Genomic DNA, 22,096 nt, shown 5'->3' on the forward strand with positions numbered 1-22,096 from the left:
ATTTATTGTACTACTTCATTTGTAATTGTGTCAATCGTTATTATAACACTTCCTTAACCAAGCTTTCATTTCAGTTGATTGAATATTTTCATATACAATCGAACCTTCAACAAATACAAATGGTTCGAAACATTTCGATTGATTCACGAGATGAATGAACTGCCAAATTGAGCAGTCATACGATGAATAGAGCGCCCTCATCGCCGCTCTATTAACCATCCAAAGTTACACCATTGTAACTTTAATACAATGCACAAATAAGAGAGTTGGTGTTATAATAGCAGCAAGTCAACTTTATAGTTTCTAAACACAAAAAAACTCTTATCTTCTGTGGGAATAAGAGTTCACAGACTACACCCAATACTAACTCTATTGGATGTTATGTCATGCATCTCCTTTTCCTGGAAGGTTCATGTGCATTTTATTTTGGCAAGTCTCCTGACTTATGGCTGAACCTCACTCTGCCTTCCCAGTAAATCCAGTGGCTTCATAGAGTAAAGATACCATTTACAGTGGCCGGACCGTTCAGGATTTTCACCTGATTCCTTTTTAATCATATATATAATATATATGAACCAAAATAATACGTATTAATTTATATATTAACTATACAACATGTATGTGAAAATGACAAATATTTATTTCTAAAAGTTGTAATTTAATATTTGAAAACCGTGTGAAGTCTGTTGCACTATCACGGACTTCACACGGTCATTTTCTAATCACAGTAAGTTGACTTCGCTTAGCTCAATGCGAGCAGTTTTTCTATTCTTCTGTTACCTTAAAGAATGTGCGAATTGCTGGAATCCCTGTTCCAGGATGGTCATCACGATACGTCAATTGCGGCTTCCGATAAATATCTGGGATTTGCACTTTTCCTTGGTAAATAGAAGGATAAATATCAAGTACATGATAACCTGGATCTCCAGATGCCACAAGAGGAAGTGTGATTGTACCTTGGCTATTAAATCCACAAATATATCCGATATAAGCATTATCATAAGTTACGCCTAATGCGTTATCAAACTCCGTCCAGCCGGCACCTTTAATGGTAACAGTAATTTCAGTTCCTGGTGGTCCCTCGGAAGGTGTGATTGATTCTACAGATGGCAGGATTCGCAGATACGTTTGACCATGAATTTCCTCCTCGACTTTTACGTCAATTAAATGAGGAATCCCACCAAGGTCATCCGGAATCTCGAATGGAAATGTAAATTCGCCATTTTCATCTGTCATCACGGTACCTAACTCTGATACTTCGGAACTGAAGCCTTCTGCTGTTACCCGGTTACCTACCATTGTATGCCAGTCCAACGTAACTTCAACATTTTCCGGTAATCCACTACCAGTCATTTCAACCGGTTCGCCAACTACTCCCATCTCTTTATCTATGGAAATTTGAACACCCTCTTTATTTTCAGCATCGGGCATTTCTATTCCACCAGGTGCTGGTTCTGGTGGCTCTTCAACGTATACTAGTTCTGTTTCTGGCTCATCATCTGTCACTTCAAAAGTAAAATTCTGTGTATGAATGTAATTAATCGCGGATGAATCCCGACTTATATAAGGAGCACCAGAAGCTCCACTCTCAATTGTGATCATATGGTCACCAATGCCCCCTGCTGCACGTACAACACCTCTTGCCTTGCCGTTTGTGGAGACACCGGTAAACATTCCTGTATAGGCATTATCATAATTGAGATGCCAAACACTACCATACATTTGCCAGCTTAAGCCTTCTCCAATAATTTCAATTTCTGTTCCAATTGGGCCAGATTCAGGAGAAATACTAAATATAGTTTCAACGAAAAAGTTTGCTTTAGCAACTTTCTTGTCATTTTGATAAATAATAATATCATGGTCATCACCAAAACCTTCTGGAATTGTAATGACACCGCTCCAGTTTCCATCTTCATCCGCTATACCGTCAGCTAGTTCCCTCTCCACTTCTTCATAGAGCGCCCCATTGAAAGAGTAATTATTATCTATGTCAAAGCTTCCTTCCATATCAACATACATGACTTTTAAGGGCTCTTTTGGCTCAAGTTCCTGCGCTGACAGATGAACCTCATCACCAATTCTACCTTCAGATTTATCCAGCGTTAACTTTCCGGTAAGTATTTCTTTTTCCTCAGGTTCGTCACTTTCTTCAGCTGATTCACTATCTGCCTTTTCACCATTTGTCGCTTCATCTGATTGATTATCTGTATTTTCTTGTGAGTCGTCTGATGCGCAACCGGTCAATATTAGGAGAACGAATAATAGCAATACAAATAATAGATTTTTAGTTTTTGACATATACTATTCTTCCGTTGTTCCTTCAATGATCGTCATTTTGGAAGGCTCCACATCAAAAGGTTCATACGCATATTCTTCTCCATCAACCGTTGCAATTATTTCATATTCAAGTGTACCAGTATTATAGTCTTCAGGAATTGTCCATCCAACTGTATAAAGCTGTGTGTCTTCCCCGTGATTTCCTAGTTCCATTTCAAATTCTTGTCCATCTTCTAGTACTACCTTAACATCCGCATCCTCAATTAACTCATCAGTAGTGGCGTCATTTACCGCTGCTCTAAATACCATGCGCCATCCTTGTTCAAAACGACTATTCACTACACAGACAGCATCTTCTACTAAATGTGAATTAATTGTATCTGCTTGGATTGCAACAACCCTATCCTCAGTTGAAGCTTCTTGTGTTACATCTGCCTCCTTGGTATCCGATTCACCGTTTTCCGAATCAGAATTATTGCTACATGCCCCCAACAATACGCTTGTAATAAGTAGAACAAGCATAAATAATAAAAACTTTTTGTTTAACTTCATTTGAAGTCCCCCTTTGATGTTTATTTCATGAAAAGACTTTCTACTTAATACCTATCGCCTAATAACAAGTATAAATAAAAGCGTTTTCTAAACTTATTTCACTACTATCCTATATATCTTTCAAGAATATTATAGTGAAAAATTCAATTCTACCTGCAACAAAAGACCCCCACGCTAAACAGTCAGTCTAAATACAATTAACCATTTAGTATAGGGGTTTATTAATTTTGTGTTATAGAGAAAATCACTTAGGAATTAAGATAAGCTTACAACTTGAATTCATTCACAAGCATATTCAATTCTTCTGCCAACTTCGCCAGTTCATCAGAGCTTGCGGCAACTTCAACCATCGCAGAGCTCGTTTGTTCAATCGATGCTGAGGTTTCCTCTACCCCTGCTGCAGATTCTTCTGATATGGCTGCAATTTCTTGAATTGCTCGGTTCATCTGCTCATTACTTTCCGTTATCTCGCGCAGATTGAGAGAGACTTCTTTAATACTACCTGCGACACCGGTTACGGATGTTGTAATCCTTCTAAAAGTCTCTCCTGTTTTTGTAATCTGCTCGGTACCTCGGATGACATCTGCATATCCAGCCTTAAGTGACGCAACAACCATGCTGGACTCACTTTGGATCCGCTCGGCAATATCTGTTATATTCGTTACGGATTGGGAAGATTGTTCGGCAAGCTTTCTTACCTCATCTGCCACAACCGCAAATCCTTGACCATGCTCGCCTGCCCTCGCCGCCTCAATCGCCGCGTTTAATGCAAGTAAGTTTGTCTGTTCCGCGATATTATGAATGACTACTACTAATTCTGATATTTGCTGAGCATGGGTATCCAACCCTTCCACTTTCGATACAGCTTCATGAACTACTCGGTCTATTTCCGACATTTGCTCCATCGAAGCCTCCATCAACCCGGAACCTTCATTCGTCAAATGGAGTACTTCAGATGCCGTTTGTTGAATCTCTTCACCTTCTTCAGCTGTCTTTTGCAATTTCGTCGTGAATATCCCCATATTATTCGAAAGGTCCGATGCATTATTCGCTTGAGATTCAGAACCAGCTGCGATTTCTTCCATCGTAGCTGCCACCTGCTCCGAGCTTTCCGTTACTTCATTGGACGATTGGGTTAGCTCTTCACTCTGACTTGTGACCGTTTCGGACACGGTGTTAATCCGTTGCAACAGATCGCGCATATTTTTATTCATCATATTCGTCGATACAGTCAATTGTCCTGTTTCATCCTCCGCTTTTACTTCAAGCGGTTCTTGACTTAAATCACCAGCCGCAATTTGATCCATTCGTTCCATGACTATTTTAATTGGACTTGAAATCATGCGGGCGAAAAGAATAGCAATTCCAATACTTAAGATTATTGCCAGAACCGAGATAACAAGTGATATTACTAATGTCCATAATCCCTCTGTAATCGCATTATCTGCTCCGTTAAGAATCATTGCCTCTCGACCCTCTGCCAATTGCTGGTAACTGTCCAGCAACCCTTCACCTATCGGGACAACATTCTCTTCGAATAACTGCAGCGCCTCCTCTACGTTTCCTTCGTCGTACATAGCAAATACATCATTTATGACTATTTCACGCCATTCGACTGTATCGTTAATAAGTTGCTCCATTTCTTCAGAATAATTTTTTTCAAGAATATCATCCTCAAATTCACGAGCTTCGTCTGTAAGAAGATCAAACTTTTCCTTAAATTCATTATCTCCCGTTAGTAAATAGCCACGGACACTGCCCACACGATTGGCAAAATTCGTAGTCAACCCCTCATCCGCTATCAGCATTGGCAGATCTTCATCTGCAATGTTCCTTAATACATTATTGCTTTGCGTAGTGGAGATAAAGCCCATGATTGAAATTCCAATAACAAAGGCGATTATAATAAAAAATCCTGCTAAAGTTCTTGCACGTATACTTTTAAATTTCACTTTTAATATTCGCTTCCCTTCCATGTTAAGCATTGAACATTTAATAAGATGGGTATCTCGTTCACATTGCTATAATTGACGACTGTTTCTAATGTTAATCTTCATTCTGGGTTCAGTTGCCATGTTGTAAGATGTTATCATCAGCGCCTGTCAGTTCGGTACTTTTTTCGCTGCTTTTAACTCTTGGAATACTTTCTCATCTTCAGGCAGGGGAGCCCAAGATTTGTAAAAAGCAGTTAATATATTGTCCACTTCAATCATTTCTTCCCCAATTTATTTTGCCGATATGACGCCATCCTTGACCTCTTGCACATGTTGCTCTGCAGCAACTTCTTCAAGCCCCTCTTCAATTTCGTTTACAAGGGCTTGCTTTCTTTCCACATCATCTTTCAACTCATTTACGGAACTGTTAGTGATAAATAACTAAATAAATAGACCTACCAGCAGTCCGCCAATGAGCAAACCAAATGTTTTCTTTATATGTATTCCACCTCACTCCAATTCAAACAAAAAATCCATATCCTACGAAAGAACTAGATTTTTATAGTATATTATGGAGTGTGTTATTTGTAAAGTTACTTATTTATTTTCTTGCATTTATCACGTATTAACGGTCTTTAACCCTCCCTCCTCTAAACATGAGGAGAAGCCTATATATGAAGGATGGGGGCAAAAAGTCCGTAAATACCTGATTCTGTTCAACTAACATTCGGTGCCGATTTGTTAATGTTAGTAGTTACTATTTGTTGGGGTGCATCTTACTTATTTATGAAAATGGGACTTGATTCAATAGAAGAGTTTAATTTAATTGCCCTTCGTTTTGGATTAGCATTTCTATGTGCTGCAGCTTTTTTCCTCATATGATAAGGAAAATAGACATGAACACTATGAATTATGCCATCATACTTGGCTTTAAATTATTTTTAGTGTTTACATTAATCACTTTTGGCTTAGATACTACTACCACATCAAAAATACACAACACCTGCTAGAACTGAATTGATTTTCTCTTTAAAACCCGTCTTTGCTGCACTATTTGGTTATATATTTATCAATGAGGTAATGGGTTCCACTGATTATATCGGGGCTTTATTAGTAATTGCAGGTGTCATTATTTCATCAACGAATAAAAAGGGAGAAAATAAGCGATTACTCAGCAAGAATGTATCATAGACAGAGACTTTAATATTAAACAAACCTGACTGTTATAGGAATCACATATTAACCTATCAAATATGTGATTTTCTATATTATTAAACTAACCTGCCCCTTTAGCTCCATTACTTCACACTTTAATACTAACATAATATTCCAAAAATATTAGTTAGTATTTACATAAGAAAAAGACGACCAATTGATGATCGTCTTATTTTATTATCGCACCCGTTACTTTAAGTGCAACAATTCACAATTAAGGAACACGGTAGCCAACTCTCTACACAAAAAAGACTAGCCTCGTTTTTGAGGATAGTCTACTCATTTGTTTCCATTATTTTTGTGAATAATTCCTCCAACAAACTGGTATCCCCGTTAACTATTCCATCCATATATAAATGATATATGTCATCATCTAAATTTAAATTTACTTCTAGTATATATCCTTTTGCTAAAGCAAGTACTCTAATGACTTCCCTTTGTGTTCTGCCGTTTCCTTCTCTAAACGGATGCATATAATTTAAATTATCCAATATTTCTGCTAAAGATTTTATGATTGAGGACTTATCATTTGCTTGTTGATGATAATCTGTTATCAGTTTATTCATATATTCTGTACCGGTATCAAAGGCTTGCATCGCCATAAACGGATTCCCATCTTTTGATATATTAACTTGTCGAAATTCTCCAGCCCAATGATAAATTTCTTCAAAGAGGAATTGATGGATCTTCTGGATATCTCCCAACGAATAAACATGAATTGGATTTTCGAATAGATCAAGTAATTTGTTCGTAACAATACGATACTCCTTGGCCTGTAATTCTTGTGCAGATTTTATGTTAAATTTATTTCGCAGAACCCCGCTGTCTGGATATACATACAAATCATCCGGGTCTTCATATTTATATGATGCGTATCTTTTCCTAGTCATCGGATTTTTCCTTTTGTTTTAAAATAAGATAATCCTTCACTTGCTCAACATCTTGTTTCGTGGGCTGCCAGCCTTCAATCATATTCGAACTAATTGCGTATAATGCACCTCTAAATTCTTCCTGATTGTTAAACTTAACACCCATAATGGTTAATTGAGGTTTATTGACATCCAACTTCAATCCTTACACCTCCAATTGCTCATATACTTATTATACCATGGTTAAACCTGCGTAGAAACATATTCCTTCTACAAAGATTGCACCCAATTGTAAAACTTTATTTTGTTGCCCAAAAGACCAGAACGATAAAAAACAGTATTATAAATACAGCAACAATCAGACTTCCAATAGTACCAAAGTGGATAATGGGACTTGCAATAACTTTATTTAGATAAATTAAATCGAAAGATAAAGCCGATAACAATAATACCATTCCAGCTAGTACAACCGCCTGTTTCCTTGCGGATTGATTTGTTATATATCTAAAACCTGCAAAGGCAAAAAGAATAAAAACGATTCCAAATATAATATGCCCAACAATTTCAAGAACAGAACAAGAAAGATTTAAGTCCATTAAGTCTGGGAAAAGCCTAAATGAAAATGAACCAAATATAATTATACAGATGTATTTGAACCAGTTTTTATTATCAGTGTCCATTTCTCTAGAGAGCATCTTCATATATTCTTTTGGGGAATTTCCAACAACCTTTTCTATGGGTTTCCCGTTACGTTCTGCCTCTAAAATAATCCCTGGCAATAGTTGAATATTTTCTTGCTGTTTTCATTTCTTGTTTCAACCTATCCCAAAATCTTTCCAGTATTTCGGGTCTCGAAGGTATTACCTTGCCATTATGATCATCTTTTCTGTGATAGTAACGGTTAAATTTATCAAATAAGTTGGGAACTTGAACGCTATATTTTTCCCATATCTCATGCCCATGTCTGGTTTTTAGATATTCTAGGAAGCTTGGAATGGAGCAGATTACGAAATGTAATGGAATTGATTTCTGGAGAGACTTAAAATCAGACAGTTATTCGGACAGTTCAAAAGAAGGCACTCCTTATATTACAGGTGCTAGCAATTTTAAAGAAGGCACCGTGAACACGGTAAGAACAACGCAAAAACCAAGTGTTTTTTCAAGGAATGGAGATATTTTAATATCAGTAAAAGGAACAATAGGCGAATTGGCAATTAATCCGTATGATGTATCACACATCGTTAGACAAGTAATGGTCATCTAGTTATCTTAGCCGAACCATGTTATACTTATATAGCGATGAGCTGATTCGTGTAAGTCGAGGAACAGGTTAAACATGTGATGTGAACACATAGTTCTCTCGCCACGAATAATCGTTAGCGCCTATATTTATAAGCGCTTTTTATTTTACGTTGATAAGATAACCTCACCTATTGGAAAAATCAATTTGATGGAATAAGGCTTCTCAAAAGTCTGACGAACCTTTGAGAAGCCCTAATTTCTTTTTTTCTACAGCAGCATCGTTTGATTGTTCTTCAACTCGTGCGTTGTTTATTTGGAACTTCACTTTTCCCCCACTTGGAAGCAAGCATGGTACCGTTGAGACTCCCACGACTAAAGTCGCAAGCCCTAAACCTTACAGTTTTCCGGGTGGGATTCTTGAATGACTAAACGTTCGCAGTCCATTTCTGTTTTGAACAGCCTTCAAGATGAGGGTATCTCATTACCCCTCCTAAGACAGTGCATATAGCATCTTAGGCTGATTAACTATTACCATCAATCACAGGTGCGTATCGAATATTCATAGCACCAACTAAATCACGATGTTTTTCGAATCCACATTTACACTTATATTTGCGGTCTCGTGCCTTATTTTTTTCAGAGCATTTAGGACATGTTTGACTTGTATAGGCAGGATTCACATATTCAACTTTTATTCCCTCTAAATTCGCTTTGTATTCACTGTATTTTGATAGGCGGTAGAATGACCAATTGTGCAGATTCTTTTCGTTTTTACGGCTTGTTCTTGCCGTCTGTCTAATGTTCGCTAATTTTTCTAAGCGAATGACAGAAATCTTATTTTCTTTTGCAAAATCAATGATGGCACGACTAACCTTATGGTCTTGATCTTTCATCCAGCGTTGTTCCTTATCTTTTGAATTGCGAATAGCATTTAACTTTTTCTTTTTGCCTAATGTTTTGCGTTCAGAACGGAATTTTCGCTTCACGTATTTATTTTGTCTGCCATTACTAAAGAAGCGTACCTTTTCATCATCTGTCACAGCCACAGCAGGTACTTTTAAGCCTAAGTCTATCCCCATGACTTTTACACCTGTTCCTTGAATGGTAGGTATCGTGACAGAAATTTGGGCAATCCATTTATTCGCTTTCTTTGTGACACGTAGCGTACCTAATTTGTGTTTTAGCAAATCGAAATGACGGTTATCTTTATCAGCAAATAAGGCACGAATAGGGGTTTTAGTTGCTTTGCCATTGACCATGATTGGTATTGAAATGTGTGTAAAATCAAACGAATAGTTTTGGTTATTCCAAATACACACTGGTTTCTTCAAAACAGGAATCACCTTGTATTTATTTTTCTTCGCTTTTTTAAACACACTTTTAGCGTCTATAATCGCTTGATTTTTAACAGCACTGGGCAGGGCAACAGAAATATGCTTGCTTGATTTCTTTGTACTTTTCTTTTCAGCAACCATTTCTGAAACTAGAGTATTGATTGTAGAAATGTACGATTGACTCATTTCTGACAAAATAGAAGCCTGTTCTTTTGTTGGAAGCAATTTGACTTGAACCGTTATGGTTTGCGACACATGGCTCACCCCCTTGTTTTTTGTTGCTCAACATAACGTTTAATGGTTTCGCTCGATACATTTCCTGCGGTAGATACAAAATAGGAACGTGTCCAAAGGCTTGGCAAGTGTTGAAGATGCGAAAATTCCTCTCTTAACTTTTTAGAAGTCACCCCTTTAATTTTCGCCATAATATTAGCAGGACTAAATGTTGGTGGTGTATTCAGAAACATATAGGTATGGTCCTTGTCACATTCCAAAGCAACAATCACAATTTTTAATTCTTCACATCTTTCTTGGACTAATTGTTTGAATCGTTCCTCTACATCCGCACGAAGAAAAATTTTCCTTCTGTAGATCCAAATGAAGAAAACCACTCCGGAACCAAGAAAGCAATGACTGAAAAAATGATGATAATAAGCGCGAAATATTTACCGGCTATGTTACTTATTTTGTTGATTACATCCATGACTGATTCCCCTTTTGTTTGTGCTTTGTTGGTATGCTCCTATGTATAAATGAGATTGATAGTATCACTTTATTCGGATAATGTAAAGTGAATGTTTAGATAAATTAAACATTGGTGATCCGGAAAGAAATAATGTAACTTAAGCAAAAGGTTAGGTTTTACTTTTCTGCGGTAATATAAAAGGGCTCTTCCTCTTCTAGAAAAGCCCTTGATACGACTATAAAGTGAAACTCATTCAGTGGGGAATCCTTTCCCCCCACTAAATGTTAGTTGAACAGAAACAGGAATTTACGAACTGTTTCCCCCTTCACATATTAGGTTTCCTTCATGTTTAGAGAGGGGGTATTACAGACCGTTAATACGTGATAAATTGGTCATACAACATCATCAAAATTATACGTCGTATTGTATTCCGCAATATTTTTCATAGCTCGCTCCATGCGTTCCATTGCAAGCGCTCCATAATCTTCGCCTTTTGCCTCTTTATAAATCGTCCATAAACACCATAAATAATCTTGGAAAATTTCATGCAACAAAATACGCTGCATTTCTTCAGGTCTAGGATCGCGTCCAAAATAAGTTTTTAGGAAAAACAGTTGTTCTTCCTCTGTGAAAAATAATCTTTGAAACAATGTCGCTATATCCCACATTGGGTCAAACATTCCGCTATATTCCCAATCAATCAGATACAACTGATCTTTCTTATCTACTAAAATATTGGCAGGAACCGTATCTATATGACACGGAGCCTCTATCACTTCCATCGTTTCATACTCTTTTTTTAAGGCCAATATATGCTCTTTCATATGTGCAATCTTTTCCATCATGAAAGGTTGGACCTCTTGAACAAGGTTTTCATAGTGTCCCATTAATCCAAATAAATCAAACCGATTGGTCATTGGCTTCTTAGAATAGTGAAGTCGCTGGAACAGGTTAATGATTTTTTGCATGATTTGACCTTCTCTTGCCAATTCTGGAGTTAATGCTTTCGAAGACTCTAATTTCCGAGTAATCTTTAGCCCACTTTCTATATCAAAATATATAAGTTCTGGATTTATTCCAATTTCTGTTCCATATATTAGATTATTCATTTCCGATTGGCGGTCAATTAATTCGTCAGTTCCTTTGCCAGCAATCCTTACGACATATTTTCCCCATTGACTGTGACAAAATAACTGTCATTTGTCATCCCACCGGGCGTCCGTCTCATATCTTCAATACTCGATACCGGAATATTCAGTGTATTCTCAATCAACGAGCTCATCAATTTTTTATCCATGTGACCCCCTCCATTTAATATTATTAGTACAGAAAACATGCATGCATTCGGCAGCAATTTTATTTATTGTTTCCTATACATTCAAAAAGAGCCAAAGGTGGGCTCTCTTAAATAAAAAATAGTATATGATTTACTGTATATATTATAACATATTCCCGCTTAATTGTAAACGTTACCATAACTGTCGTATCAACCTTTATACTCTCCCCCCTCACGATTCCTTATAAAAAATATATAAGAAGAAATGTTGAGAACCACTGGTAGGTACTAATAAAGTAACACGACAACCTAAACCAAAGATTTTAATGAAGCCTCCCAGAAGTTCACTGAACTTTTGAGAGGCTTTTCTTAGTTAAATAAAAGTGAGCCGGTGGTGCAGCTGGTCTGACCCTTTGGTTTTAAAAAAAACTCTTCTGGAATTCCGCTAAATATCAACTTCTAACCTGCCCATCTCCTGTAATACGCACTTTACTCGAAGTTAATGCTTTGAGTCCCATTGGCCCTCTTGCATGTAACTTCTGCGTACTTATTCCAATTTCCGCACCATATCCAAACTCGAATCCATCCGTGAAGCGAGTCGATACATTATGATAAACTGCCGCTGCATCCACATGTTGTAGGAACATTTCAGCATTTCGAGCGTCTTCCGTAATAATCGCTTCAGAATGCTTTGTTCCATATTGATTAATATGTTCGATTGCTTCCTGCGGTGAATCCACCACTTTAACACTAATGGCATGTCCGAGATATTCATTCGTCCAGTCTTCTTCCGATGCTTCAAGAACGTCAGGGAAATCTTCACGAACCCGCTCATCAGCATAAATCTGTACATCATTCACTTTTAACTTTTCTAAAAGCTCCTTGCCATATTCGGCAAACCAGGAAGCATCGATTAAAAGCGACTCAATTGCATTACATACGGATGGGCGTTGCAATTTCGAATTTAAAACAATCGCTTCTGCCATCGGTTGCTTTGCAGTTTGATCAATAAATACATGACAATTTCCAGCACCTGTTTCAATTACCGGTACGGTAGCTTCTCGAACAACCGTATCAATCAAGTTTTTACCACCGCGAGGTATTAATACGTCTAAATAATCATTTAACCGGAATAATTCGCTAGCTGTTTCTCTACTCGTATCCTCAATTAGCTGAACAGCATCAACGGGTAGTTTACTTTTTTCCATAGCACGGTGGATTGAGTTCACTAGCGCTAGATTGGAATTTTTAGCGGAGGAGCTTCCTCTTAAAATAACTGCATTTCCCGTTTTGAGTGTCAAGGTTGCTGCATCGACCGTAACATTCGGTCTAGCTTCATAAATCATCGCGACAACTCCAAGCGGGACACGTTTCTCCTCGATTTTCATCCCATTGTCTTTATGGATTGTTTCCAGGATTTCGCCGATCGGATCGTGAAGTACGATGATTTCCTCTATCGCAGCAGCAATCCCTTCTAGTCTTTCCTGATTTAACATGATTCGGTCCAATACAGATGAAGTAAGCCCACTTTCACGTCCTGCGGTAAGGTCCTTTTCATTTTCTTTAAGAATCATATCTTGATCGTTAAGTAATTGCGCTGCAATCAAGGACAGTGCTTCGTTTTTCTCTTCTGTTGTTGCGCTTGACATAGCATAACTTGCTTTTTTCGCAGCCTTTCCTTTTTGAATCACTTCACTCATGGTAATGCCTCCCCTATTTTTTCTACACTAACCCAACCGTCACGATGGATTACTTCGATAGATGGTGTGACTTTTTCTCTATCGCTATGGCTTTTGATCGTCTGCTCGAGTTCATCAGATGAACAGCTTATTTCTCCTTTTCCAAGTAAATCATGCATTCCATACACATGGACAACATCACCCTTTTCAAAGGTCCCGCTTATTTTTAATATTCCTGCTGAAAGTAAACTGCTTCCTTGATTGGATATTGCTTCTTCTGCTCCTTTATCCACATAAATTCTCCCCATTGCTTCAGAATGGAGCGCAATCCATTGTTTTCTCATATTGATTGGAGCTTTGGAATGGCTCGCAATATACGTGCCATCGCCATTTCCTTGTAAAACTTGGATGAGTTTATCATGGCCTTTCCCGTGCCCGATAAAGACAGGAACGCCGAGCATCGTTGCGGTTTTGGCTGCGATTAGCTTTGATTTCATTCCTCCAGTGCCTACCTTCGATCCAGTCGAATCTGTATCTTGAATCATCTCTTCTGTTATTCCATCTAAGTAGTCATATTTTACTGCGGCGGGGTTCGTTCGCGGATTTCCATTATAAATTCCATTAATATCTGTTAATATAATGAGCTGATCGGCATGGATAAAGCCACTGACCAAAGCGGATAGCATATCATTATCACCAAATGTCAATTCTTCAACTGATACAGTGTCATTTTCATTGATGATTGGTATTGCGCCTCTTTCCAACAGTTCTGTCATCGTTGCATAAACATTTCGGTAGCGCTCCCGGTCTGAAAAGTCATCCCTAGTTAACAATAATAAGGCTACCCTTATATCGAAGGAACTAAATTTCTCAATATATGTCTGAATCAGCATGCTTTGTCCGATTGCCGCGGCTGCTTGTTTACCTTTTAGGGTTACCGGTCTTGAAGAATAACCAAGTCCGCGGAAACCTGCCGCAACTGCACCTGAAGATACCAGGATTACTTCATGGTTAGCTTCCTTTAGCGCAACAAGTGCACGAACATGTTCATCCAGTTTTTGCTGATCTATTTCACCCTTTTCGTTCGTAAGTGAACTACTGCCGATTTTGACTACAATTCGTTGTCTACGCATTTTCTGTTTCCTCCGTTTACTCTATTAACGCTTTACTTACTTTACAGAATAAAGTGATAAATCTGGTTATAATCCACCTAAAAAAGCCCCTTCATCCTATATTATAAGGACGAAAGGGCTTGCTTCCGCGGTACCACCATTACTTGAATGTATGCACATTCCACTTCATCAATAACGCTTGATCTCGCGCCCATGTGTTGCATGGGACTCCAAAGGCAGGTTCTGCAGGTTGTCTATGGCGGAATCTCTCAGCTTATAAATTCCACTCTCTTTCATAGCAAGTACTGCATACTATTCCTTTGTCACCGTTCGGATATATGTACACTATTATGGCGAGGAAAGATAAGATTGTCAATAGGGAACTGTTCAACGAGTTGCTTGGTTTGCTTTTCGCCTTGCCGGACCCGATGGATCAATTCATCAGGATGGAGCTGTGGCAGAGTAACAATATCGCGGACACTTTGTATCGTATGGTTCGCAGCATCTGTCAAATTCAGTGTTGTATTCTTAACATTTTGCAGTCCGTAATTAATATCATTTTCTAAAAAACTTTGCTCAATCCTTACATTTGGAATTAATTCAAACGACTGGATTGCTTGTTCCATCCGCTTCAATCCGTTTTCAAAATCAATTAGAATTTCATACAAATGGATTAAAAACTTCTCATGTGCTTCCTGTCTAGCTTGTTTTCTTCTTCCTTCATACTGGAGAAAGTGGATTCAAACTGATCCGCAATAGATTTCAATTCCGATAATGCAGATTTTACTTTGGCCTCGTTCAGTTTAATTTCTTTAGTCATTGATTGCGAAGCTCCTCTCTTCTTTCTTTTAAAGCAGAAATACTTGAGTTGGTCGAAGCAATTTGTTCATGTAAGCTAGTGATTGATTGTTCGAGAGTCTCTATTTCTTGTTCTAATCTGTTCAGAACAGTGTTTAATTGAACCGTTCCAATGTCTTTATAACTCGCCAATAATTCCACGCTTCCAATTGAAGAGGGAGACTTCTTTTGGAAGTGTGTTAAAAAAGCTGGAGTCGAGAGGTTTCCCCCTGCGACTCCAGCTTTTTTCATAATTGATCAATCCCCAACAACAATCCCTTTTAATTCCCCACTCAACCTATTGATCTCTTCAATCGCCTCATTGATATTGGCAATTAACTCATGTTCACTTTCTATCGTAGCAACAATTTCCTCTGTGGCTGATGCATTTTCCTCTGAAATATTTGCCACACTTTCTATTTGGGCTTGAATATCCTTAAAGTTTCTTGTCGATGATTGTATCTCTTCCATCCCTGTAGCAAGCTCTTCATTTGTATACTGGAAAGAATCTCTTATCTCTGCAAAATATGCAGAAATTTCCTCTAGTATTTTTTCTCCTTCTTTAATAGCAGATTCTCCTTGCAGCGATCGATCGTGCGCATTTCGCGATTTGTCGAAGAGTTCAGTTGTAACGTTTTCAATATCAACGGTTATATTGGCACTTTGTTCCGCTAATCTGCGAACCTCATCCGCTACAATCGCAAAACCTCTTCCATGTTCACCAGCACGAGCCGATTCAATTGCAGCATTCAGCGCAAGGAGGTTCGTCTGATCTGCGATATCCTTAATCCCCTGCAAGAGTGAATTAACGGTTTCTAGACTTGTCTGCAAATCATTCACCGTGACGGCAGTTGTACTTATTGCAGTATTTACAGTGGACATATGATTATTAAGCTGGCTGATCTTCTGCCAGCCTTCTTGCACGTTTTCGTTCATCGCCTCTGATTTATTTACAATATCCCGCGAGATCGAAATTGATCGATTTGCCCTCTCAACGGAATCCCCCATCGCTTCACTTATGGAACTAATACTACCTGCCTCTTCTTGAATTCCTGCTGCCATCTCTTCCACCGATTGATTAATTTGATGACTTGAATCGTAAATCGTTGTAATATTTGTGTTTAAATGGTCAATATTGTCGTCCAGTGTATGCGTATTTTCCTCAATCGTATGTATGGTTGCTTGTAATCGCTCGGTCAAGCGCTGGGCTTCCATTTCCTTGCGATAGGATTCATCAATTAGCTCTCTTCCCCATTTCGTCAATAAGTATAAAGCAGCCATTATTCCATTAATTAACGCTAGGACCGTAATAAATCCTTTAAAGTCACTATCGATTCCGAGCAGCTCTTCCGGTTCGCTCAGATAGGTTACAATAAATGCAAGATTAACAATGCCAATAAATATAAGTATAAGTTCTTCTTTAAAATAGAGTGTCACCATTGCGATAGACAAAAGAATAATATAATGCTTATTTAAAGCAAAACCATCTAAATAAAACATTGATGTCGCAACAATTAATGGCAGTAAGGCGAAGATTAACCCTTTTACATATGGCGGAAAAGGTAAAAAATAATTAGCGACTGATAAAACAATAACTAAAACTCCCGCTATAATAATACTAACCGTGTCATCCACACCCCGTGAAGAAACAATTGGTACTACTAAAAGTAAAACGGTTGCAATCATCAGAAATAAGTTAACCTTATGAACACGCTGTGTGTTATATGTATCTTGTTTCATGCCAATCTCCTTTTTCTATTTTCTCATACATCCCGCTTCTATTATCGGTTATCTGGGATCAATGTTAAATCAAACTATAAATATATGTATTTATTCACTCCACATGATTTTTCCATAAAAGTACAGTATACTATCCTATGTTATCACAACTTATGTACTAGGAGGAAGTAATATGAGAATCGCAATTATGGGTGCAGGGTCCTTAGGGACGATCATTGGAGCATATCTATCTAAGAATAACGAACTAGTTGAGCTAATTGATGTTAATCAGGCGCATGTGGATGCCTTAAATCAATCGGGCGCTACAATTACTGGTACGATAAATGAAACGATCCCTGTAAAAGCAATCACACCGGACCAAATGGAAGGTCAATATAATTTAGTGCTTTTATTAACGAAGCAATTGTATAATACAGAGGTTTTGAAAAATCTCACTCCACACTTAGATACGGATAGTATTGTTTTATCATTACAAAATGGAGTTCCAGAAGATTCCTTAGCTTCTATTTTAGGAAAGAAACGAATAGTTGGCGGATCAGTTGAATTTGGAGCAACATGGGTCGAGCCTGGGGTATCTGAATTAACAACGGCCGCTGAGTCTTTCCAAGCAAATGCTTTCCAAATCGGTGAGTTAGATGGAACAACTACAGACCGCATTCAAGAAATTAAAGGCATTCTTGATGCTGTAGGTAACACAACAATTTCTGCAAATCTCATCGGAACAAAGTGGGCAAAATTGCTAGTAAACGTCGCGATGAGTGGTATGTCCGCTGCTTTAGGTTGTACATATGGAGATGTTTTAAAGGATGAAGTTGCAGTAACGAGTGCTGTCATGTTAGCCGATGAAACGATTAAAGTTGGCACTGCATCCGGTGTCGAGTTTGACGAACTTGCTGGATTTAATTTAAACATCTTTAATATTGCTGCAGACAAATCGAACTTGCCACAAGCTATTGGCTTTTCGAAAAAAGCATTTGGCCCACAAGCTTTACTGAAAGCAAGTATGCTGCAAGACCTTGAGAAGAAACAAAGAACGGAGATTGATTATATAAATGGGTTTGTAGCTTCGAAAGGAAAAGAAGTGAACATCAACACTCCGTTTAATGATTTACTTGTGCGATTGGTGAAGAAAGCCGAGGAAGGAAAAGGGCTTCCTGAATTTGAGGAGAATCTTGCTTATTTTAGAGAGTTGCTTTCCTAATTTATCACATATTAACGGTCTGTTTATTATTTGTAAACACAGCTTTCATTATAAAAAATTTTATGTACTTTTCATTATACAACCATCGTTATTTTCGGTTTTTAGATACAATTACTAAATTGATTACAGACACCACAAGAGCCACAATTGAAATCATTAAGGCTGCAGCCACCATAATTTTCACCCTTTATGTTGATTTTTTTGAATAAAGAGGGTATGATTGACATAGATTATGGTTAGGAGGAGATTTTACTCCCCTCCCATGTGGTTTAGAACTCTAACGTTGTGAGCGTTTAGAGTTCTTTTTCTTTTTACGCCTTTTGTTGTCTCTGTCTAATATTATGACAATCAGATTAGTGATTGCTATTATCAGATTGACTACAGACGTAATCAGAATCAAAACCTGCTCCATACTTCTATGCCCTCCCTTCTATAAAGAGAGGGAAGGTATCATACCCTCAAGTCATTCCAATCTTTTAAGACACGTTCATAATATATTTTCTTCCTGCATAGCACTTACGACTCCCAAGTATGCTTATAATACTGTCGTAAAGTAGATATATAGGTTAAAAGCAGCGGCCGTACACCAGAAGAGTTACTCTTTTATTTAAAAATATTTCAAACAAAAATACTAGCATTATATTTGCTGGTCTGCCTCTTGGCGAAGAATTTACTTCCCTCATCCTCGCTCTCCTTCAAGTAAGTGGACGGGCCCCAAAAGTGTATGAGAAACTGATTGATCATATTAAAAAGCTTGATGGGACATATCACTTTGAAACGTACGTCAGCCTAAGCTGTCATAATTGTCAGTTGTTGTGCAGGCATTAAACGTAATGGCTGTCATAAATCCTAGCATTGCATTACCCACACCATGATTGAAGGCGGCGCTTTTAAAAAAGAAGTCAAAAGCAAAAATATCATGGCTGTACCTACCGTCCACCTCAATGGTGATGAATGGGGTGGCGGACGTATGGAACTGGAGGAAATCCTGAATCAATTAGGAAGCACAGCAGACCAATCCGAATTCGAGGATAAAGATCCTTATGATGTACTCGTTGTCGGTGGTGGACCAACAGGTGGCAGTGCTGCTATCTATGCCGCGAGAAAATGCATCCGCACTGGGATGGTTACAGACCGTTTCGGCGGACAAATTCTTGATACTAGCTCCATAGAAATCTTTATCAGTGTAAAAGAAACGAGTGGTGACTCGCTCGCTGCAAGTATTAAACAGCATGTCGACGCGTACAATATCGATGTTATGAACACACAACGCGTGAAAGATATCGAATCCAATCAAATACAGAAACCTTATTTAAGGGTTGTTAAATAATGGTTCATAAAGTAAGCTATCAAACTGGAATACATGGAAAGATGAACAAGAATTGCAGTGTAAACTAAACTATGTTAAGAAGAAAGCTTACACGCTTCTTACTAAAAGCTTAGTTTTACACTTTATTTATCTTCATTCGTCTAATTATTTTTAAAACATACACTTACAGATTTTAATTTGATATTCATTTTCTAATAGTTCCTTGGTGTTTTTAAGATCTACACTATATTCAAGAACTTTTTTAAAAATCTCTTCTTTTTCCTGTTTGTCCTTACAAAATTCAAGGCACTTTGATAGATTAAATAAATCAATTTTTATTTGGTTGAATTTTTTGATTTCGCTCACAATAGGGGATTCATTAGTCATAAAATCGTTCCTTTTTTGTGACTGTTGCTTTTTAATTTTTGATAGAATTCCTAAAATCTTATAGGGACTGTTCCCAATCACTTTGAAACTTTCTGTATCGGTTTCAATAATTGTAGTAGGAGTAAATTTTCCACCAATACTTTTAAAATCCTTTGCTGATGATACATCATTGATTATATCTCTCTCAATAAAATGAATCTTATTTTTGATCAACCATTTTTTTAATTCATTACAAGGTCCACAGGTAGGGTTAATAAAAACCTTTACAGAAGTTGTTGAATTCATTACTAATCCTCCTTATTATTGTACGTTTATATATATAAGTGAGGTTCGATAAATGAAAATCAAAAAAATAAATTAAAAACGTTTTAGTTTGGAAGAATTAAAACCACCTTTTAAAAATAAGAAGGGAAAAGAGGTGAAAATTAATGAACCACGATGAAGAAAAGAAGGTTGTGCTTCCTTTATCCGAAATATATTGTGCACCTGATCGAAGATGTTGTGGATATGGTAATGATTGTCCGGGTTTATACAAAGTTCTCCCTACTGGGCGTATAGTTTGGGAAGGTTGCGGCTGTTAACGCATAAAATGATTATAAAATGAAAGGATGAAATGAATGGCTATCCTAGTTAAATCGCAAGAATTAGAGATGACTAAGAAAAATGAACTGATTGAAGAGCTTAATCTCAGTAGAGACTTTGTTTTATTAATATCTGAAATACAAAAGCATCATAAAGATGTCGAAGTCAAAGAAACCGAAACAATGTCATTAACATTCGCTCCTGATAAGAATGGAGAAGGAGTTAAAGTAGCTGCTATCTTTGTTAGATTGCACGATGAAGTTATTATCCAAGCTCTGAAGCAAGGTGAGGATTTGCGTGTAAAAGCCCATTTTTCAACGATTAATGAATTTGGTGAAAAGATGGTAGTAAAAGCTATTGTAGAAGACGAAGAAGTAAAAATTGAGAATCAAATAGAATTTAATGCGGAGTATTTCTTGTTTGTAGAAGAACTTAAAAATCCACAAGGTGCGGATGAGATTTCCGAAGTAGCTCCGGCAGCTTGGTATGAGGGATGTTTGATCTTTTATAGTTCCGGGGAAGGTAAGTACTACTACTATAGATATTGTGGTAGTGGTTGTAATGGGAAAAACTTCACACAAACACCTATTAATCCACTTGATAGCTGTTGCCGGAGTCACGACCGTTGTTGGGCAAACTTCGGTAAGGGTGATGATGGATGCGACTATCAACTTTACACCTGTGCGAATCGTACTTCGGATCCAGGCTGGTGGATGATTGCTGAATTCGGTTTGTTATGTTCCCAAGGTAAGTTGGGGTCAGTTTGCTAAAATCGTGTAGAGGGAAAAGTTAAGTAACTTTCTCCCCCTCTCACACAGCCGTACATACGGTTCCTCCGTATACGGCGGTTTATATTACAGTGTGTACTTTTGAGTAGGAATCTAAGGCAAAGGGGATACTCCTTTGCCTTAATCGTTTATTGGACATTACTCGGTGAACGACCTTCGATAAAGCGATAGCCCTTCGGCAGTATGTTAAGCTTTAAGCTTCCCCTTCCTGAATACCAAGTTGAACCAATGATTTAATTCTTTTCTTACTACTCTTCCATTGTTTCCAAATGATGCTCGTAATCTAGATCGAAGTTTTGAATCTATTGCTCCAAGCACTACCTTCATGTTAGCAATTTTAAAATAGTTAACCCAACCGTAAATGACCTGTTTCAGTTTTCTCATATCTAAAGAAATGCTTCAATTCCGTCTCGTCAACTGACGCAATTTTCTTTGGAAATTCTGGATTGAATGTTGATTTGGTCTAGATTGACATTGCTTCTTATTGGAATCATAGTAGAAACTGCTTTTGAGTATCCTTTTTTCTCTAGTGGTTGGTTGATGTATACCCCCACAGTGGACTTGCACCACTTAGATAGTCGCCATGCCTTACGCACAAATAAAAAAGCGAAGGACTACTCCCTTCCCTTTCCATTTTTATGCCCCCAACACTTTTCCTAGATAAAAGAAAAATCCATAAAAACCTAAAGATGAAACACATAGGCTTAAGACAACTATAGAAAGAATATTATTGAGTAAGTTATTTGTTCTGAAATTCTTTATAATATATACTGCAAAGGCTATACCTACTAAAAATAAGAAAGGCCAAAAATATGAAATTACATTGAAGGAAAAATAATTGGATGTCGAGTTGATTATAAAAACTACACAAGCTGACACAAAAACTAAGAAAACTATTGGGGTAAAAATCAATTTCATTTTCTTTGTGTTCATTTTAATCCACTCCTGTTATTTTAAATACTAATTGAATGAATTTCATAATTCACAGTCCTTGTCTCCCAACGGTCTTGAGAGTTGAAAAAAGAAGCACCCAAATCTTGTATAATGGTAATAACGACAAAACCATAAAAAGACTGG

General features: G+C 37.5%; 24 protein-coding genes, 2 pseudogenes and 1 riboswitch. Of the genes and pseudogenes, 5 read left to right on the forward strand and 21 right to left on the reverse strand.

Annotation, left to right across the window (positions count from 1 at the left end; all coding sequences use genetic code 11):
• Nucleotides 1-30 precede the first annotated feature (30 nt).
• The 4 genes from SPD53_RS06725 to SPD53_RS06740 all read right to left on the reverse strand — a co-directional run bounded on the left by SPD53_RS06725 (nt 31) and on the right by SPD53_RS06740 (nt 4,814).
• Nucleotides 31-219 carry a hypothetical protein gene (locus SPD53_RS06725; RefSeq protein WP_188856884.1) on the reverse strand — a complete coding sequence of 63 codons (189 nt, stop codon included), beginning with the start codon at nt 217-219 and terminating at the stop codon, nt 31-33.
• A gap of 192 nt (nt 220-411) precedes the next feature.
• Nucleotides 412-595: riboswitch (cobalamin riboswitch) on the reverse strand.
• Nucleotides 596-765: 170 nt separating this feature from the next.
• The gene (locus tag SPD53_RS06730; protein WP_336252048.1) at nt 766-2,298 is read right to left on the reverse strand and encodes an IPT/TIG domain-containing protein; all 1,533 of its coding nucleotides are present in this window, start codon (nt 2,296-2,298) and stop codon (nt 766-768) included.
• Between the two features lie 3 nt (nt 2,299-2,301).
• On the reverse strand, nt 2,302-2,829 hold the full coding sequence (locus SPD53_RS06735) for a hypothetical protein (protein WP_156856950.1): 528 nt from the start codon (nt 2,827-2,829) through the stop codon (nt 2,302-2,304).
• 266 nt (nt 2,830-3,095) lie between these two features.
• On the reverse strand, nt 3,096-4,814 hold the full coding sequence (locus SPD53_RS06740) for a methyl-accepting chemotaxis protein (RefSeq protein WP_336252049.1): 1,719 nt from the start codon (nt 4,812-4,814) through the stop codon (nt 3,096-3,098).
• A gap of 966 nt (nt 4,815-5,780) precedes the next feature.
• Here SPD53_RS06740 and SPD53_RS19795 point away from each other — a divergent pair.
• Entirely contained in the window at nt 5,781-5,954 is a 174-nt protein-coding gene (locus SPD53_RS19795; protein WP_442946178.1) for an EamA family transporter, read from the forward strand.
• 299 nt (nt 5,955-6,253) lie between these two features.
• Here SPD53_RS19795 and SPD53_RS06750 read toward each other — a convergent pair whose 3' ends face one another.
• The 3 genes from SPD53_RS06750 to SPD53_RS06760 all read right to left on the reverse strand — a co-directional run bounded on the left by SPD53_RS06750 (nt 6,254) and on the right by SPD53_RS06760 (nt 7,626).
• The gene (locus SPD53_RS06750; protein WP_336252050.1) at nt 6,254-6,868 is read right to left on the reverse strand and encodes a Fic/DOC family protein; all 615 of its coding nucleotides are present in this window, start codon (nt 6,866-6,868) and stop codon (nt 6,254-6,256) included.
• Nucleotides 6,861-7,049 carry a hypothetical protein gene (locus SPD53_RS06755; protein WP_336252051.1) on the reverse strand — a complete coding sequence of 63 codons (189 nt, stop codon included), beginning with the start codon at nt 7,047-7,049 and terminating at the stop codon, nt 6,861-6,863. Before SPD53_RS06755 ends, SPD53_RS06750 begins: the two co-directional genes overlap by 8 nt.
• A gap of 97 nt (nt 7,050-7,146) precedes the next feature.
• A complete protein-coding gene (locus SPD53_RS06760) occupies nt 7,147-7,626 on the reverse strand; it encodes an HAAS domain-containing protein (RefSeq protein WP_336252052.1) in 480 nt (159 codons plus the stop codon).
• A 215-nt stretch (nt 7,627-7,841) separates the two neighbouring features.
• Between SPD53_RS06760 and SPD53_RS06765 the strand changes: the two genes are divergently transcribed.
• Nucleotides 7,842-8,111 (forward strand): hypothetical protein, encoded by a 270-nt coding sequence (locus SPD53_RS06765; protein WP_336252053.1) that lies wholly within the window; start codon nt 7,842-7,844, stop codon nt 8,109-8,111.
• Nucleotides 8,112-8,610: 499 nt separating this feature from the next.
• Here SPD53_RS06765 and SPD53_RS06770 read toward each other — a convergent pair whose 3' ends face one another.
• The 11 genes and pseudogenes from SPD53_RS06770 to SPD53_RS06820 form a co-directional block, all read right to left on the reverse strand.
• Nucleotides 8,611-9,678, reverse strand: a complete 1,068-nt coding sequence (locus SPD53_RS06770) for a transposase (protein WP_336252054.1) — start codon at nt 9,676-9,678, stop codon at nt 8,611-8,613.
• A gap of 5 nt (nt 9,679-9,683) precedes the next feature.
• Nucleotides 9,684-10,013: pseudogene (tnpA, locus tag SPD53_RS06775) on the reverse strand (IS200/IS605 family transposase); the annotation flags it as partial.
• Nucleotides 9,980-10,126, reverse strand: coding sequence for a hypothetical protein (locus SPD53_RS06780; protein ID WP_336252069.1), 147 nt, complete (start codon nt 10,124-10,126; stop codon nt 9,980-9,982). The gene SPD53_RS06780 and the pseudogene tnpA, both read right to left, overlap by 34 nt.
• A gap of 374 nt (nt 10,127-10,500) precedes the next feature.
• Nucleotides 10,501-11,217 carry a phosphotransferase family protein gene (locus SPD53_RS06785; RefSeq protein WP_336252055.1) on the reverse strand — a complete coding sequence of 239 codons (717 nt, stop codon included), beginning with the start codon at nt 11,215-11,217 and terminating at the stop codon, nt 10,501-10,503.
• Nucleotides 11,218-11,264: 47 nt separating this feature from the next.
• A complete protein-coding gene (locus tag SPD53_RS06790) occupies nt 11,265-11,405 on the reverse strand; it encodes a hypothetical protein (protein ID WP_336252056.1) in 141 nt (46 codons plus the stop codon).
• 431 nt (nt 11,406-11,836) lie between these two features.
• Nucleotides 11,837-13,084, reverse strand: coding sequence for a glutamate-5-semialdehyde dehydrogenase (locus SPD53_RS06795; RefSeq protein WP_336252057.1), 1,248 nt, complete (start codon nt 13,082-13,084; stop codon nt 11,837-11,839).
• Nucleotides 13,081-14,196: a glutamate 5-kinase gene (gene proB / locus SPD53_RS06800; protein WP_336252058.1), complete on the reverse strand. Its 1,116-nt coding sequence runs from the start codon at nt 14,194-14,196 to the stop codon at nt 13,081-13,083. The genes SPD53_RS06795 and proB overlap by 4 nt, the downstream gene beginning before the upstream one ends.
• A gap of 302 nt (nt 14,197-14,498) precedes the next feature.
• Nucleotides 14,499-14,843, reverse strand: a complete 345-nt coding sequence (locus SPD53_RS06805; RefSeq protein WP_188856897.1) for a T7SS effector LXG polymorphic toxin — start codon at nt 14,841-14,843, stop codon at nt 14,499-14,501.
• 5 nt (nt 14,844-14,848) lie between these two features.
• Nucleotides 14,849-14,995, reverse strand: coding sequence for a DUF5344 family protein (locus tag SPD53_RS06810; RefSeq protein ID WP_336252059.1), 147 nt, complete (start codon nt 14,993-14,995; stop codon nt 14,849-14,851).
• Entirely contained in the window at nt 14,992-15,264 is a 273-nt protein-coding gene (locus SPD53_RS06815; protein ID WP_156856940.1) for a hypothetical protein, read from the reverse strand. Before SPD53_RS06815 ends, SPD53_RS06810 begins: the two co-directional genes overlap by 4 nt.
• Before the next feature lie 6 nt (nt 15,265-15,270).
• Nucleotides 15,271-16,752, reverse strand: a complete 1,482-nt coding sequence (locus SPD53_RS06820) for a methyl-accepting chemotaxis protein (RefSeq protein ID WP_336252060.1) — start codon at nt 16,750-16,752, stop codon at nt 15,271-15,273.
• A 172-nt stretch (nt 16,753-16,924) separates the two neighbouring features.
• Between SPD53_RS06820 and SPD53_RS06825 the strand changes: the two genes are divergently transcribed.
• Together SPD53_RS06825 and SPD53_RS06830 are read left to right on the forward strand one after the other, a co-directional pair.
• Nucleotides 16,925-17,953 carry a ketopantoate reductase family protein gene (locus SPD53_RS06825; protein WP_156856938.1) on the forward strand — a complete coding sequence of 343 codons (1,029 nt, stop codon included), beginning with the start codon at nt 16,925-16,927 and terminating at the stop codon, nt 17,951-17,953.
• A 636-nt stretch (nt 17,954-18,589) separates the two neighbouring features.
• A pseudogene (locus SPD53_RS06830) lies at nt 18,590-19,253 on the forward strand (thioredoxin family protein); the annotation flags it as partial.
• A 180-nt stretch (nt 19,254-19,433) separates the two neighbouring features.
• Here the strand turns inward: SPD53_RS06830 and SPD53_RS06835 are convergent.
• A complete protein-coding gene (locus tag SPD53_RS06835; RefSeq protein WP_336252061.1) occupies nt 19,434-19,934 on the reverse strand; it encodes a glutaredoxin family protein in 501 nt (166 codons plus the stop codon).
• 332 nt (nt 19,935-20,266) lie between these two features.
• On the opposite strand from SPD53_RS06835, the gene SPD53_RS06840 reads away from it, so the two are divergent.
• The gene (locus SPD53_RS06840; protein WP_336252062.1) at nt 20,267-21,001 is read left to right on the forward strand and encodes a hypothetical protein; all 735 of its coding nucleotides are present in this window, start codon (nt 20,267-20,269) and stop codon (nt 20,999-21,001) included.
• 204 nt (nt 21,002-21,205) lie between these two features.
• On the opposite strand, the gene SPD53_RS19800 is transcribed toward SPD53_RS06840, so the two are convergent.
• Together SPD53_RS19800 and SPD53_RS06845 are read right to left on the reverse strand one after the other, a co-directional pair.
• Nucleotides 21,206-21,403 carry a group II intron maturase-specific domain-containing protein gene (locus tag SPD53_RS19800; protein WP_336253608.1) on the reverse strand — a complete coding sequence of 66 codons (198 nt, stop codon included), beginning with the start codon at nt 21,401-21,403 and terminating at the stop codon, nt 21,206-21,208.
• Between the two features lie 252 nt (nt 21,404-21,655).
• Nucleotides 21,656-21,952, reverse strand: a complete 297-nt coding sequence (locus SPD53_RS06845) for a hypothetical protein (protein WP_336252063.1) — start codon at nt 21,950-21,952, stop codon at nt 21,656-21,658.
• Between the last annotated feature and the right edge of the window lie 144 nt (nt 21,953-22,096).

This window comes from Oceanobacillus sp. MO10714A (assembly GCF_037072045.1).
Classification (GTDB): domain Bacteria; phylum Bacillota; class Bacilli; order Bacillales; family Amphibacillaceae; genus Oceanobacillus; species Oceanobacillus indicireducens.